This window comes from Novosphingobium olei, assembly GCF_012927405.1.
GTDB lineage: Bacteria > Pseudomonadota > Alphaproteobacteria > Sphingomonadales > Sphingomonadaceae > Novosphingobium > Novosphingobium olei.
This window is the reverse complement of sequence record NZ_JABBGM010000006.1, coordinates 194,928-209,721: the sequence shown is the minus strand read 5'-3', so window position 1 is coordinate 209,721 and position 14,794 is coordinate 194,928. Positions and strand designations below refer to the sequence as shown.

12 protein-coding genes are annotated in these 14,794 nt (G+C 65.3%); 10 read left to right on the top strand and 2 right to left on the bottom strand.

All coding sequences use genetic code 11. The features are described 5' to 3' along the window. Positions 1 to 204 precede the first annotated feature (204 nt). The 4 genes from HHL27_RS14715 to HHL27_RS14700 all read left to right on the top strand — a co-directional run bounded on the left by HHL27_RS14715 (position 205) and on the right by HHL27_RS14700 (position 6,261). A complete protein-coding gene (locus tag HHL27_RS14715; protein WP_169494200.1) occupies positions 205 to 2,292 on the top strand; it encodes a TonB-dependent siderophore receptor in 2,088 nt (695 codons plus the stop codon). Next, a complete protein-coding gene (locus HHL27_RS14710) occupies positions 2,292 to 3,557 on the top strand; it encodes a PepSY-associated TM helix domain-containing protein (protein WP_169494199.1) in 1,266 nt (421 codons plus the stop codon). The genes HHL27_RS14715 and HHL27_RS14710 overlap by 1 nt, the downstream gene beginning before the upstream one ends. Before the next feature lie 66 nt (positions 3,558 to 3,623). Beyond that, complete coding sequence (locus HHL27_RS14705) at positions 3,624 to 4,859, top strand: cytochrome P450 (RefSeq protein WP_169494198.1); 1,236 nt, start codon at positions 3,624 to 3,626, stop codon at positions 4,857 to 4,859. A 34-nt stretch (positions 4,860 to 4,893) separates the two neighbouring features. Next, the gene (locus tag HHL27_RS14700) at positions 4,894 to 6,261 is read left to right on the top strand and encodes a flavin-containing monooxygenase (protein ID WP_169494197.1); all 1,368 of its coding nucleotides are present in this window, start codon (positions 4,894 to 4,896) and stop codon (positions 6,259 to 6,261) included. Positions 6,262 to 6,358: 97 nt separating this feature from the next. On the opposite strand, the gene HHL27_RS14695 is transcribed toward HHL27_RS14700, so the two are convergent. Beyond that, complete coding sequence (locus tag HHL27_RS14695; RefSeq protein ID WP_169494196.1) at positions 6,359 to 7,894, bottom strand: flavin-containing monooxygenase; 1,536 nt, start codon at positions 7,892 to 7,894, stop codon at positions 6,359 to 6,361. Positions 7,895 to 8,034: 140 nt separating this feature from the next. Next, entirely contained in the window at positions 8,035 to 8,637 is a 603-nt protein-coding gene (locus HHL27_RS14690; RefSeq protein ID WP_169494195.1) for a DUF2585 domain-containing protein, read from the bottom strand. Between the two features lie 144 nt (positions 8,638 to 8,781). Here HHL27_RS14690 and crtY point away from each other — a divergent pair, with 144 nt between their 5' ends. The 6 genes from crtY to HHL27_RS14660 are packed head-to-tail and all read left to right on the top strand — an operon-like array spanning position 8,782 to position 14,731. Continuing rightward, entirely contained in the window at positions 8,782 to 9,981 is a 1,200-nt protein-coding gene (gene crtY, locus HHL27_RS14685; RefSeq protein WP_169494194.1) for a lycopene beta-cyclase CrtY, read from the top strand. A gap of 11 nt (positions 9,982 to 9,992) precedes the next feature. Then, the gene (locus tag HHL27_RS14680) at positions 9,993 to 11,471 is read left to right on the top strand and encodes a phytoene desaturase (protein WP_169494193.1); all 1,479 of its coding nucleotides are present in this window, start codon (positions 9,993 to 9,995) and stop codon (positions 11,469 to 11,471) included. Then, positions 11,468 to 12,049 (top strand): TIGR00730 family Rossman fold protein, encoded by a 582-nt coding sequence (locus tag HHL27_RS14675; RefSeq protein WP_169494192.1) that lies wholly within the window; start codon positions 11,468 to 11,470, stop codon positions 12,047 to 12,049. Before HHL27_RS14680 ends, HHL27_RS14675 begins: the two co-directional genes overlap by 4 nt. An 11-nt stretch (positions 12,050 to 12,060) precedes the next feature. Then, a complete protein-coding gene (locus HHL27_RS14670; protein WP_169494191.1) occupies positions 12,061 to 13,035 on the top strand; it encodes a phytoene/squalene synthase family protein in 975 nt (324 codons plus the stop codon). A gap of 47 nt (positions 13,036 to 13,082) precedes the next feature. Continuing rightward, entirely contained in the window at positions 13,083 to 14,180 is a 1,098-nt protein-coding gene (hppD, locus tag HHL27_RS14665; RefSeq protein ID WP_169494190.1) for a 4-hydroxyphenylpyruvate dioxygenase, read from the top strand. Then, a complete protein-coding gene (locus tag HHL27_RS14660; RefSeq protein ID WP_169494257.1) occupies positions 14,174 to 14,731 on the top strand; it encodes a VOC family protein in 558 nt (185 codons plus the stop codon). Before hppD ends, HHL27_RS14660 begins: the two co-directional genes overlap by 7 nt. The last annotated feature ends 63 nt before the right edge of the window (positions 14,732 to 14,794 follow it).

The following is a 14,794-nucleotide window of genomic DNA, read 5'->3' as shown; positions in this document are numbered from 1 at the left end:
TTCCGCGCGATCGCTCAACGATGAGCGCCCGCCCGGACCCCACTGGCTCCCCGGGGTATGACGCCTTTTAGGCTTGTGAGCGGGCGGGAGCAACCGCCTAGAAAGGTGAGGTATGAATAGAGTTAATGCGAATGATTCCTAATTGCATTGACTCTTGAGAATCGCTCGCATTAAAGGCGGCCCATCATCGACGGGAGTTCAAACGTGCAGTTTCGCCAAAGCCTTCTTGCCACCGCCGCCGCCTCTGCCCTGGCCCTGGGATCTGCCAGCGCCCACGCCGAAGAGGCGAGCGAGGCCGAGCGCATCACCGTGATCGGAAGGGCTGGCGAGCAGGTTCCGTCGGGGGCAACGGGGCTTCCGCTTTCGGTGTTTGATACGCCGCAGGCGGTCACGGTAGTGGACCGCGCGGCGCTCGACACCTTCGGCCTCGATGAGACCAACGAGGTGCTCCGCTATGTCACCGGCGTGAACGTCGAGCAGGCCGAGACCGACCGGACGTATTACAACGCGCGCGGCTTCGATATCAGCGAGGCGATGGTCGACGGCATCGCGATCCCGAATTTCTGGGGCCCAACGATCGGCGCGGTCGATACGGTGGCGTGGGATTCGATCGAGGTGATCCGCGGCGCGAACGCGATGATGGCGGGCGTCGGCAACCCTTCGGGCACGATCAACTATCACCGCCGCCATCCGACCGGCGAGCGCCATGTCTCCACTGAGCTCTCCGCAGGATCGTGGGGCAAGGTGCGCGGCGAGTTCGATCTCGACACGCCGATCACCAAAGACGGGCGCTGGGCGATCCGGGTGACCGGCGCAGTGCAGAACGCGGATTCGTACCTGCGCGATTATCGCTCGAAGCGGTCGGTGGTACAGGCCGTGCTCGACGGGCAGATCACCGATACGCTCAAGCTCTCGGCCGGTTATACCCGCCAGACCGGCACGTCGCGCGGGGTGCTGTGGGGGGCGCTGCCGCTGCAGGATGCCGCTGGCAACCAGCTGGAGTGGGACACCGGCGCTTCCACGACGCAGGACTGGACCTACTGGAAGCGGACCGACCAGACCGCCTATGGCGAGCTTTCGTGGGAATTCGCGCCGGGCTGGACCGCGCGCCAGCACGTGACCCGGCGCGTATCCGACGAACCTTCGCGGTTGTTCTATGTCTATGGCGCGCCCGATGCGGAGACCGGCGCGGGGCTCTATGGCTATCCCGGCGGCTACCTTTCGACCGCGCGAGGCTGGATCTCGGACAGTTCGGTACGCGGCACGTTCCGCCTGCTGGGGCGCGAGCAGGCGATCAGCCTCGGCGCGCAGTATACCGAGGCGACGTTCGGCTACCTCAGCTATCCCGTGCCGACGACCGATCCGGCCTGGGGTGCGCTGCCGGGCGACGTCAACAGCTGGAACGGCACCGAAGTCCCCCACCCCGCGTTCGGCGATGCCGTGGTCAGCGCGCGGATCAAGGACCGCCAGTGGCGCCTGCGCGCAGCGACCGACCTGTCGCTGGCCGAGCGGCTCAACCTGGTGCTGGGGGTCAATTACCTGAACGTGCGGACCGACGGGTTCACTTTCGGCGTGAGCGCGCAGCGGCGCGAAAGCGGGGCCAATCCGTTCGTGGGGGTGACCTGGGGCGTGGTGCCGGGCGTGAACCTCTATGCCAGCTATAGCGGGATCTTCTCGCCGCAGAAGGAAATCTCGACCGCGCTCACTCCGCTGGGATCGGCGAAGGGCAAGAGCTGGGAGGGCGGCGTGAAGGCGCAGACCGCGGACAAGGCGCTGTTCGGCTCGATCGCGGTGTTCCGCTCGGAGCAGTCGAACCTTGCCGAAGCGGCCGGGTTCGACACCACGCTCGGCCAGACGCTCTATCGCGGGATCGACGTGCGCAGTACTGGCGTGGAAGCGGAAATCGGCGGCAACATCACCTCGAACCTCAGCGTGCAGGGCGGCGTGACCCACCTTTCGATCAAGGACAAGACAGGCAATGCCGCGCGGACTTATGTGCCGCGCACCACGGCGAACCTTCTGGTGCGCTGGAGCCCGGTGGAGAAGGTGCACCTGGGCGCAGGGCTGCGCTGGCAGGACGACGTCTATATCACCAACGCGCTCGGCACGATCCGGCAGCCGTCCTATGCCACGGTGCAGCTGCAGGCAGGCTATGACCTGACCGAGAACGTGGCGTTCAACGTCAACGTGGCCAATGCGACCAACCACAAGCATCTGACCAGCCTGTACTGGGACCAGGCGTTCTACGCCGCGCCGCGTAGCGTGCTGGGTTCGGTGCGGCTGTCGTTCTGATGGCCGGGCTGCCGGGGCGCCCGTTCTGGGTCATCGCGCATCGCTGGGCCGGGCTGTCGCTGGCGCTGTTCCTGGCCGTGGCGGGCCTTACGGGCGCTCTGATGCCGTGGATCGAGGAGCTGGAGGCGCTGACTGCGCCCGAGCTGCACCTGTCGCAGACACCTGGCGCCCCCGATCCGCTGGCGATCCGGGCGCAGGTGCTGCAGCGCTATCCCGGAGCGGCGGTCGATTTCCTGCCGTTGACGGTGGAGCCGGGGCATTCGTTGCGGCTGCACCTGCACTGGATGGACCCCGCGAGCGGGCTGGAGCGCGAACATGGGCCAGGCGTGCCCGATTGGGACGACCTGTTTCTCGACCCGGTGACGGGCAAGGAACTGGGTCGGCGCGAATGGGGCGATATCGGCCAGGGCGCAAAGAACCTGATGCCGTTCGTCTATCGCCTGCACTACACGCTGGCAGCGGGCACGGCCGGGCTGCTGGTGATGGGCGTTGCGGCGATCGTGTGGACGATCGACTGCTTCGTCGGGTTCTTCCTCACCCTGCCGCCCCGCGCACCGGGGGCGCCGTTCTGGAAGCGCTGGCGGCCGAGCTGGCAGGTGCGGCGGGGCAAAAGCGCCTACAAGCTGAACTTCGACCTGCACCGCGCGAGCGGGCTGTGGCTCTGGCCGCTGCTGCTGGTGTTCGCGTGGTCGAGCGTGTCTTTCAACCTGCCGCAGGTGCACGCGCCGGTGATGAAGCTGTTCGGCGCCGAGGACGCGCGCGAGGTGTTCGTGCGCAACGCCCTGCCCGCGCCGCGCAACGCACCGAGGCTGGACTTCACGGCCGCGACGGCGCGGGGCGAAGCACTGGCGCGTGATCTGGCGAAAGAGCATGGCCTCGCCCTGCGCAGCGAAGGGGAGCGGTGGATCTGGCACGTGCCGACGAGCGGGCTCTACGTCTATGGCTTCACCACCAGCGCCGACATCGGCGAGCACGGCGGCGGCACCCGCATCGCCTTCGACAGCGACAGCGGCGCGGTGCACGGCGTCGAACTGCCGAGCGGGGCCAATGGTGCCAACACCTTCACCAACTGGCTGACCGCGCTGCACATGGCGCAAGTGTTCGGCCTGCCTTATCGCGTGTTCGTGAGCGTGCTGGGGCTGGCTGTGACGATGCTGTCGGTAACGGGCGTGGTGATCTGGATGAAGAAGCGATCGGCACGGGCCGGACGGCGCCTGAAGACGGAGGCGCGGCCCCGGCTCTCCCCAAAGCGCGCTGGACTTTAATTGCTTGATTAACGATACTCCCGGTCAAGGCCGACCAGAATCGATCCGGCCACGGGAGAATTTGTCATGGCATCCGCTCCGTCCGCGCGGGACAAGGCGCTCAATCCGTATGACGTCAGCGTCAACGCGTTGTATACCGAGGACAAATGGCGCGAGCCCTTCGCCTGGCTGCGCGCCAACATGCCGGTCAGCCTGCGCGAGGAGAGCCCGTTTGGCGCCTACTGGTCGGTCGTGACCCACGACCTGATCCAGAAGGTCGAACTCGATACCGAGACTTATTCCTCGTCGTGGGATCGCGGCAACATCACGATTGCCGACAACGTCAACGACAACCCCTTTCCCAACTTCATCGCCATGGACCCGCCGGTCCACACCGCCCAGCGCAAGGTCATCGCGCCGGCCTTCGGCCCCAGCCAGATGGTTAAGCTGGAAAAGCTGGTGCGCGAACGCGTGACGCAGCTGCTCGACGCGTTGCCGGTGGGCGAGACGTTCGACTGGGTCGACAGCGTATCGATCCCGATGACGCTGGGCATGCTGCTGATCCTGTTCGACATGCCGTTCGAGGAATGGCCCGACATCAAGCGCTGGTCCGACTGGGGCAGCGGCGTTTCGGAAGACAACCTCAACGACGATTATCGCGCCGAATTCCTGGTCCAGATGGGCCAGATGCTGGAACGCTTCGACCGCGAGTTGGAAGCGCGCCGCAAGGAAGCGCCGCGCGACGACCTGCTGAGCCGGATGGTCCATTCCGAGGCGATGGGCAACCTGACCCCGCCCGAACGCATCGCCAACATCGCCCTGCTGATCGTAGGCGGCAACGACACCACCCGCAATTCGATGAGCGGGCTGGTCGAAGCGCTGCACAAGTATCCCGACCAGCTCGAAAAGCTGCGCGCCGACCCGAAGCTTGCGGTCAATGCCGCGCAGGAGATCATCCGCTGGCAATCGCCGGTGACCCACATGCGCCGGACCACCACGCGCGACACCGAACTTGCCGGGCAGCTGATCCCGGAAGGTTCGAAGGTGGTGCTGTGGTACATTTCGGGCAACCGTGACGAGACGGTCTTCAAAGACGCCGAACGCTTCGACGTGACCCGCGAAAATGCTCGCCGCCATGTCGCCTTCGGGCACGGCATCCACCGCTGCGTGGGCGCGCGCCTGGCCGAAGTGCAGATCACCGCGCTGATCGAGGAGATCGTCGCGCGGCGCTGGCGGATCGTGCCGCAGGCCGCGCCAACGCGCTTGGCCAGCCCCTTCCTCCACGGCTTCACCGCCATGCCGGTGAAGATCGAGATCGACTGACAACCAGCCATAACGTTACGGGAGATTTGCGGCCATGAGCCTGCCGAAAGTGTGCATCATCGGCGCCGGGTGTTCCGGCTTCACCACCGCCAAGCGGCTCAAGGACTATGGCATTCCGTTCGACATCTACGAAGCGTCTGACGACATCGGCGGCAACTGGTACTACAACAACCCCAACGGGGTTTCGTCCTGCTACCAGAGCCTGCACATCGACACCTCGAAGTGGCGGCTGGCGTTCGAGGACTATCCCGTGCCCGCCGACTGGCCGGACTATCCCCATCACGCGCAGCTGCTGCAGTACTTCCACGACTACGTGGACCATTTCGGCCTGCGCCCGTCGATCCGCTTCAATACCAGGGTGGAGAAGGCAAAGCGGCTTTCGGGCGGCGGTTGGGAGGTAACCCTGTCGACCGGAGAGACGTTACGTTACGACGCGCTGGTGGTGGCGAATGGCCATCACTGGGCGGCGCGCATTCCCGAATATCCCGGCCAATTCGACGGCGCGCAGATCCATTCGCACCATTACCGCACCCCGTTCGAGCCGGTGAACTGCATCGGCAAGAAGGTGCTGGTCGTCGGCCTTGGCAACAGCGCGATGGATATCGCGAGCGAACTTTCGCAGCGGCCGATGGCGAAGCGCCTCTACGTTTCGGCGCGGCGCGGCGTGTGGATCTTCCCCAAGTACTATCGCGGGCAGCCGCTCGACAAGAACCCCGCTCCGGCGTGGATGCCCAAGGGCCTTCGCCAGTGGCTGGGTTCGCGGATGATCAAGAAGCTCGTCGGCCGGATGAGCGACTATGGCCTGCCCGAGCCAGAGATCGAACCGTTCGAAAGCCACGGCACCGTTTCCGGTGAATTCCTGCTCCGCGCGGGATCGGGCGACATCGTGATGCGCCCCGGCATCGAGCGGCTGGATGGCAATGGGGTGGTATTCACCGACGGCACGCGCGAAGAGATCGACGTAATCGTCTGGGCCACGGGCTATGACATCAAATTCCCGTTCTTCGACGAGCCTTCGTTCTGCGCCGATTCCGACAACCGACCGCCCGCGCTGTACAAGCGGATCATGAAGCCCGAGGTGCCGGACCTGTTCTACATGGGGCTGGCACAGCCGCTGCCGACGCTGGTCAACTTTGCGGAGCAGCAGTCAAAGCTGGTCGCAGCCTACCTCGCGGGGCAATACGCGCCGCCGCCCGCCGACGAGATGCACCAGGTGATCAAGGCGGACGAGGAATTCTACACCGGCAGCTATTACCAGGCGCGCCGGCACACCATCCAGCTGGACTTCGATCACTACGTCCGCGCGCTCAAGAAGGAACTGGAACGCGGCGCGAAGCGGGCGGCGGCCAAGGGCAATGCCCTGCCCGTCCCCGCAAGGGCTACGCTGGCGGAAGCGGCCTGACGAGCGCAGCCCCTTCCCGCAGCGGAAGGGGCCAGGCGCCACGAAAAAGGGGGCGAGCCTTGCGGCCCGCCCCCTTTTCAGCGTCGTAACGTGACGGTTATTCGGCTGCTTCGAGCACCTCGGCCGCGGCGGGCTGGTTGTCGTACCAGAATTCGGGTCCATCGAGGTCGATCGCCGGAATCGCGTCCTTTTCGGCCCAGTAGTTCTGGTTGTGGCGCCATACTTCGTTGTCGCCGCGCTTGGGCAGCTTGTCGAGATCGCGGATCAGGTAGTTCGGGTTGAAGTTCTCGGTCTCGATCCAGGGGAGGATTTCCATGTCCTTGTCCTCTGGCCGCAGTTTCACCTCGATCTTGCGGGCGCCGCGTTCGTCCATGTGCTTGAGCATGCGGCACACGAAATCGCCCAGCATGTCGACGCGCAGGGTCCACGAGGCGCGGAAGTAGCCGAACACCCACAGCATGTTGGGCACGCCGGTGAACATCATGCCGCGATACGTAACGGTATCGCCCCAGTTGACCTTCTGGCCATCGACCTCGAACGGGATGTCGCCCAGGACCTTCAGGTTGAAGCCGGTGCAGGCGACGATGATGTCGCCATCCACCGCCTCGCCCGAGCTGACGACAAGGCCGGTTTCGGTGAAGTGGTCGATCGTGTCCGTGACCATCGACACCTTGCCCTGCGCGGCTAGCTGGAACAGGTCGGCATCGGGGCAGAACGCCAGGCGCTGCTGCCACGGGCGGTACTTGGGCGTGAAGTGCGGTTCGAACTGGAAATCCTCGCCGACATAGGCGCGGACCAGCGCGCGCAGTTCCTCGACGACGACGTCGGGCTCCTCGACGCAACGCTTATCCATCACCGCCTGGTCATGCATCACCTGCATGCGGACGATGCGGTGGATGGTCGGTTCGTCCACCCCGATCTCGCGCAGCCGGTCGGCCAGCTCGTTCTGGTTGGGATGGCAGAAGAAGTAGGTGGGCGAACGCTGCACCACGGTGACCTGCGCCGCCTTTTCCGCAAAGGCGGGGACGACGGTAGCGGCCGTGGCGCCCGAGCCGATCACGACGATGCGCTTGCCCGTGTAATCGATGTTCGGGTCCCACAGCTGGGCGTGGATGAACTGGCCCTTGTAGGCACCGAGGTTCTTCGCCGTCCATTCGGGCGGAATGTACGGCGTTTCATGGTCGTAATAGCCCTGACACATCCACAGCAGCGTGGCGGTGAAGACGTGGGTCTTGCCGTCTTCGGTCCGTGCCGTAACGGTCCACAGGTTGCGCTCGCTCGACCAGGAACAGCCGGTAATCGTGTGGCCATAGCGGATGTGCTGGTCGATGCCGTTTTCCTCGATCACTTCGCCCATGTAGTCGAGGATCGCCTGTGCGCTGGCGATCGGCGCGTCGGTCCACGGCTTGAAGCGGTAACCGAAAGTGTAGAGATCGGAGTCGGAACGGACGCCCGGGTACTTGTGGGTTTCCCACGTGCCACCGAAGGTGTGCATCCTTTCGAGCACGGCGTAGGTCTTGCCGGGGCACTGATCCTGCAGGTGGTAGGCCGAACCGATCCCGGAAATGCCGGCGCCGACGATCAGCACGTCGAAATGCTGGGCCCTTTCACCTGATGCGTCCGCTTGTGCCATGTCGCTCTCTCCACTCGATTATCGCTTGATAGCGTCGTTCTGCCGTCTTCCGCGGCTAGGACGCCTTGACCAATATCAAATCGAAACCGGATTCGGCAGGGCTTTTCGTTGATCGACTAAAAAAGGCCGGATGAACCGTTTCAGGCCGCCGCCTGCCAGTGGCGCACCGCTTCGATCGGCCAGGCCAGCATCAGCACGTTGAGCGTAAGATTGTCGCGGATCATGGCGAGCGTGAACAGCTCGAAGGCAAGCGCGACTGCCACGGTGACGCGGGCGGGCACCTGGGCGGCGAACAGGAAGCCCAGCACCATGCAGGCGATGTCGGACGCCGAATTGAGCACGCTGTCGCCGCTGTAGCCGTAGCTCACCGTTACGGCACGGTAGCGATCGATGACGATCGGCGAGTTTTCCAGCAGTTCCCACCCACCTTCGATGGCGACGGCACAGGCCAGCACCCAGCGCGGGCTGATGAAGCGGCCAAGGCCGCTCCGGCGCCAGAGCAGGTGCGCCGCGCCGTAGAAAAGCATGCCGTGGATCAGGTGGCTGAAGCTGTACCAATCGGATAGTTGCTGGCTGTTCTCGGCCGATTGCACCTGCCCTGCCCACAGATGGATCCTGCCGCAGGGGCAGATCGGCGGGCGATGCATCGCGAGCAGGATCGCGACGACCAGCAGAGCGACCACCAAAGCGGCGATCGCGCCCCGCCGGTCGGGTCGTAACGTTGCGGTGCTCCCGGCGATCATGCGCGTGCCTCCCCCAGATCGCGGGGAGGTTTGCCTTGCCCGGCGCCCCGCTGCAAGCACGCGCCCTGCCCTTTGGTGTCCGCGCGGGGCCTTGCGACAACGCTGCGGTTGCGCGTGGATCGGCTTGCCCCTAACGCCGGAAGCATGAGTGCGCGGCATTGTGACATCGCCATCCTCGGCGGAGGCCTTGCCGGCGGCCTGATCGCGCTGGCGCTGGCCCGCCATCGGCCGGACCTTTCGCTGTTGCTGGTCGAGCAGGACGCGCGGCTTGGCGGCAATCACGTGTGGTCGTTCTTCGGCAGCGACGTCGGCAAGGCGGGGCGCGAGCTGCTCGGCCCCGCGGTGGCGGCAGCCTGGGCGGGGTACGAGGTGCGCTTTCCGGCTTTCGAGCGCACGCTCGGCACGAGCTATTACGCGATGACCTCGGACCGGTTCGACCGGACCATCCGCGCCGCCCTGCCGGCGCAAGCGATCCTGTCGGAAGCGCGGGTGCTGGCAACGAGCGCAACGAGCGCGACGCTGACAGATGGGCAGCGGATCGAGGCACGCGCGGTGATCGACGCGCGTGGTATCCGCAATCTTGGCCATCTGACAGGTGGTTGGCAGAAGTTTCTGGGACAACGCCTGAAGTTGAAAGCGCCGCACGGGATCGAACGGCCGGTGATCATGGACGCGACGGTCGAGCAGCTCGATGGCTACCGGTTCGTCTATGTCCTGCCGTTCAGCGAGGACGAAGTCTTCGTCGAAGACACCTACTATTCCGACAGCGCGACGATCGACCGGGACGCACTTGCCGGGCGCATCGCCGAATATGCCCGGCGGCGCGGCTGGAGTGTGGACAGCGTGGTGCACGAAGAACAGGGCGTGCTGCCCGTGGTCTCGGGCGGCGATTTCGACGCATTCTGGCGATCGACCGGCAAGGATACCGCCCGCGCCGGCACCCGCGCGGGACTGTTCCATGCCGTGACCAGCTATTCGGTGCCCGATGCCGTGCGCTATGCCATGGCGATCGCACGGCGCGCCGACTGCAGCGGGGATGAACTCGCCAAGTATTCCGAGCAATATGCTCGAAAGCACTGGAAGAAGTCGATTTTCCTGCGGCAGCTGACCGCCATGCTGTTCGGCGCTGCCGCACCGATGGATCGCTACAGGGTGCTGGAACGCTTCTACCGGCTGGACGAGCGGCTGGTCGAACGGTTCTACGCCGGGCGCACCACGCTGCGCGACAAGATCCGCATTCTTTCCGGCAAGCCCCCCGTCCCCGTCCTTGCCGCGATGCGCGTGCTCGGCGGGTTCGGGGAAAAGCCCCAGGCGCTCTCGCTCGCCGGTACACGGACCAAATGAAGGGACCAACGATGAAGAAGGCCTGCGTGATCGGTGCAGGGTTCGGCGGGCTTGCGCTCGCCATCCGGCTGCAGTCCGCCGGGATCGAGACCACGGTGGTCGAAGCCCGCGACAAGCCGGGCGGACGCGCCTATTTCTGGGAACGCGACGGCTTCACCTTCGATGCCGGCCCCACCGTCATCACCGATCCGCCGTGCCTGCAGGAGCTGTGGGCGCTCAAGGGCCACAGGATGGAGGACGACATCGAACTGATGCCGGTGATGCCGTTCTACCGGCTGAACTGGGCGGACGGGACGAACTTCGACTACTCGAACGACGAAACCGGCCTGCGCAACGAGATTGCCAAAATTAATCCACGCGACGTAGCAGGTTACGACGCGTTCCTCGATTATTCGGCAGGAGTCTTCGAGGAAGGGTACGTCAAGCTCGGCTCGGTGCCGTTCCTCGATTTCGCCAGCATGATCAAGGCCGCCCCCGCGCTCGCCAAGTACCAGGCGTGGCGCTCGGTCTATTCGATGGTGTCCAAGTACATCGAGAGCGAAAAGCTTCGCGAGGCGTTCAGCTTCCACACGCTGCTGGTCGGCGGCAACCCGATGAAGACAAGTTCGATCTACGCGCTGATCCACAAGCTGGAAAAGGATGGCGGGGTGTGGTGGGCCAAGGGCGGCACCAACCGCTTGATCGATGCGATGGTTCGCCACTTCGAGCGGCTCGGCGGTACGGTGCGGCTCGGCGATGCGGTGACGAAGATCCATTCGCTGGGTAACCGCGTGACGGGCCTCGAGACCAGGAGCGGCTGGCAGGGCAGCTTCGACGCGATCGCATCAAACGGCGATCTGATGCACACCTATCGCGACCTGCTCGAAGGCAACACGCATGCGGCACGACAGGCGAAGTCTCTGAAGCGCAAGAAGTTTTCGCCCAGCCTGTTCGTCGTGCACTTCGGTATCGAGGGCACCTGGCCGGGCATCCCGCACCACATGATCCTGTTCGGCCCGCGCTACAAGGGCCTGCTCGACGACATCTACAGCCACGGCGTGCTGCCCGAGGACTTCTCGATCTACCTGCACCATCCAACGGTGACCGATCCGTCGATGGCGCCCGAAGGCATGAGCACGTTCTATGCGCTGGTGCCCGTTGCCAACATGGGCAAGCTGCCGGTGGATTGGGACGAAATCGGCCCGATGCTGGAAAAGCGCATCCTGGACGAGGTGGGCCGCCGGCTGATCCCAGACATCCACAGCCGTATCGTAACGAAGTTCCACTACGCACCCAGCGACTTCGCCACCGACCTTTCGGCGCACCTGGGCAGCGCTTTCAGCCTTGAGCCACTGCTGACGCAGAGCGCGTGGTTCCGGGCGCACAACCGCGACGACCAGATCCCGAACCTGTACCTGGTGGGTGCGGGAACCCATCCGGGCGCCGGGATTCCTGGTGTCGTCGGCAGCGCCAAGGCGACAGCCAAGATCATGCTAGAGGACCTCTTGTGAAACGCATCGCCGTCTATTGCGGCTCCGCCTCGCCCGCCGATCCGCGTTACGTTGCGCTGGCGCGCGAGGTGGGCCAGACGCTCGCCACGCGCGGGATCGGCGTGGTTTATGGCGGCGGCAGGCTGGGATTGATGGGCGCTGTCGCCGCTGGCGCGCTGGAAGCCGGTGGCGAGGTTATCGGGGTGATCCCCGAAGCGCTGGCCAATGCCGAAGTCGCCAACCACGATTGCACCGAACTGCACGTGGTGGCCAACATGCACCAGCGCAAGCAGGCGTTCACCGACCTTTCGGACGGATTCCTGACCCTGCCCGGCGGGGTCGGTACGATGGACGAGTTGTGGGAGGCAGTCAGCTGGGCGCAGCTCGGCTATCACGCCAAGCCGGTTGGTCTGCTGAACGCCTTCGGCTTCTATGACGATTTGCTGGCATTCAACCGCCGGATGATCGACGTGGGCTTCGTGCGCGAGGCCCATGTGGGCATCCTGATCGCCGAGCCCGAGATCGACGTGCTGCTTGCCCGCATGGCGGCGCACAAGCCGCACCGGCCGATCTTTGCGATGACGCCAGACGACCTGTAACGTCGGCGCAGATGGAAGATCGAAGTACCCTTGTCGCCGCAGCGCGCGATTCGATCCGCAAGGGCTCGAAAAGCTTCGCCGCGGCCAGCGCGCTGTTCGACCGGGAGACGCGCGAGCGGGTCTGGCTGCTCTACGCCTGGTGCCGGCGCTGCGACGACCTGATCGACGATCAGGATCATGGCGGCGCGCTGGGAAGCGCCGTCGGCGTTACGGAACGGCTGGCAGCGGTGCGCGACAGGACCGCGCTGGCCTTTGCCGGCAAGCCCAGCGGGGACCCGGCGTTCGATGCACTCGGCCTCGTCGCGCGCGAGACCGGGCTGACGCTCGAAATGGCGGGTGCGGTGATCGACGGCTTTGCTCTCGACGCCGCCGACTGGCAGCCGCGCAGCGAAGCCGACCTGATGCGATACTGCTGGCACGTCGCCGGCGCGGTGGGCGTGATGATGGCGGTGGTGATGGGCGTATCGCCCGCGGACGAGGACACGCTCGACCGCGCCTGCGACCTTGGGCTTGCCTTCCAGCTGGCCAACATTTCGCGCGATCTGGCCGAGGACGATGCGGCCCAGCGCTGTTACGTACCGCTGGAATGGCTTGCCGAAGTGGACATTCCGCCCGGCGAACAGATGAAGCCGATGCACCGTAGGGCGATGGCCAAGTTGGCCCAGCGGATGTGCCGCATGGCCCACGCGCACGAGTGTTCGGCCCGGATCGGCGCCGGGCGCCTGCAGCCGCGCCAGCGCTGGGCGATCCTTGCCGCGGCGGGCATTTATGGCGAGATCGCGCGCGAGGTGGAGCGACGCGGCACGAGCGCGTGGGACAGCCGCACCGTCGTGAGTAACGGCCGCAAGCTGCAGTGGATCGCGCGGGCCGGCTTGCGGGCGCTGCGCCCGGTTCCGCGATCGTGCCACAAGGGTGCCGATGCCCGGCGCCACACCCGGAGCGACCTGATTGCCTATGCCAGCAAACAGGGCGTGCCGCTTCCTTGACCCACCCTCGCCCATTGGTTACATTGGAAACCAACTGGAGAGATGCGATGGCTGACCTGTTCGACAATCCGCTGGGGCTCGACGGTTTCGAGTTCGTGGAATTCTGCGCACCGCAGCCCGGCATGCTTGAACCGGTCTTTGCCGCCATGGGCTTCACGCTGGTTGCCCGTCATCGCTCCAAGGCCGTCACGTTATGGCGGCAGGGCGGCATCAACCTGATTGCCAACTACGAACCGAAAAGCCCGGCAGCCTGGTTCGCCGCCGAGCATGGCGCTTCGGCCTGCGGCATGGGATTTCGGGTCCGCGATGCCCGCGCCGCCTATGAACAGGCGCTGGAACGCGGGGCCGAACCGGTCGAGGTCCGTACCGGACCGATGGAACTGCGTCTCCCCGCGATCCGGGGCATCGGCGGCTCGATCATCTACCTGATCGACCGTTACGATACGGGCGCGGGCGAACTGTCGATCTATGACATCGACTTCGTGTGGGAGCCGGGCGTGGACCGCCACCCCGTTGGCGCGGGCCTGCAGATCATCGACCATCTGACCCACAACCTTTACGGTGGGCGCATGGCGCACTGGGCGGCATTCTACGAGCGGATCTTCAACTTCCGCGAGATCCGCTATTTCGACATCAAGGGCGAATATACCGGGCTTACCAGTCGCGCGATGACGGCGCCCGACGGCAAGATCCGGATTCCGCTGAACGAAGAAGGAAAAGCGGGCGGCGGGCAAATCGAGGAATACCTGCGCGCCTATAACGGCGAGGGTATCCAGCACATTGCCTTTGCCTGCGACGATCTTCTCGCCACCTGGGACAAACTCGCCGCGTCTGGCGCGCCGTTCGCGCCCGCGCCGCCCGCAACTTATTACGAGATGCTGGAAGAGCGACTGCCGGGCCATGGCGAGCCGGTCGACGAACTGCAGAAGCGCGGCATCCTGCTCGACGGATCGACCGAGGCAGGCGATCCCCGGCTGCTGCTGCAGATCTTCTCGCAGACGATGATCGGCCCGGTCTTCTTCGAGTTCATTCAGAGGAAACGCGACGAAGGCTTTGGCGAAGGTAACTTTACTGCGCTGTTCAAGTCGATGGAAGCCGACCAGATTCGCCGCGGCGCGCTCAATGTAGAGGAGCCGGCATCGTGACGGCAGACCATCCCGTGCAGCTCGGCGGCATCCATCACGCCGCCTATCGCTGCCGCGACGCGAAGGAGACGGTCGAGTGGTACGAGCGCATGCTGGGCATGCGCTACGTGACGGCATTCGCCGAGGACCACGTACCCTCGACCGGGGCCTATGATCCCTACATGCACGTGTTCCTCGACGCCGGGAACGGCAACGTGCTCGCCTTCTTCGAACTCCCGCAGCAGCCCGAGATGGGGCGCGATCCGAACACGCCCGCCTGGGTGCAGCACCTTGCCTTCCGCGTGGCGGACATGGATGCTCTGCTGGCGGCCAAGGCGCATCTCGAGGCGCATGGCGTCGACGTGCTGGGACCGACGCACCACGGGGTGTTCCAGTCGATCTACTTTTTCGATCCCAACGGCCACCGGGTGGAGCTGGCCACGGATATCGGCACCGAGGAACAGTATGCCGAGTTGGCGCGCGTCGCCGGGCCGATGCTGGACGAATGGTCGCAGACCAAGAAGGCGCCGCGCCACGCGGACTGGCTGCACGCACACGCCGGCAAGGCCTGAGCTTTCGGGCTAGGCCGCTCGGCCGTTACGTGGCATCTTCCGCCCCGGACGACGGGAGACAGG

Coding starts and splice junctions, on each gene's coding strand:
- HHL27_RS14710 (WP_169494199.1), top strand. CDS start 2,292: ATGGCCGGGCTGCCGGGGCGCCCGTTCTGGGTCATCGCGCATCGCTGG.
- HHL27_RS14705 (WP_169494198.1), top strand. CDS start 3,624: ATGGCATCCGCTCCGTCCGCGCGGGACAAGGCGCTCAATCCGTATGAC.
- HHL27_RS14700 (WP_169494197.1), top strand. CDS start 4,894: ATGAGCCTGCCGAAAGTGTGCATCATCGGCGCCGGGTGTTCCGGCTTC.
- HHL27_RS14695 (WP_169494196.1), bottom strand. CDS start 7,894: ATGGCACAAGCGGACGCATCAGGTGAAAGGGCCCAGCATTTCGACGTG.
- HHL27_RS14690 (WP_169494195.1), bottom strand. CDS start 8,637: ATGATCGCCGGGAGCACCGCAACGTTACGACCCGACCGGCGGGGCGCG.
- crtY (WP_169494194.1), top strand. CDS start 8,782: ATGAGTGCGCGGCATTGTGACATCGCCATCCTCGGCGGAGGCCTTGCC.
- HHL27_RS14680 (WP_169494193.1), top strand. CDS start 9,993: ATGAAGAAGGCCTGCGTGATCGGTGCAGGGTTCGGCGGGCTTGCGCTC.
- HHL27_RS14670 (WP_169494191.1), top strand. CDS start 12,061: ATGGAAGATCGAAGTACCCTTGTCGCCGCAGCGCGCGATTCGATCCGC.
- hppD (WP_169494190.1), top strand. CDS start 13,083: ATGGCTGACCTGTTCGACAATCCGCTGGGGCTCGACGGTTTCGAGTTC.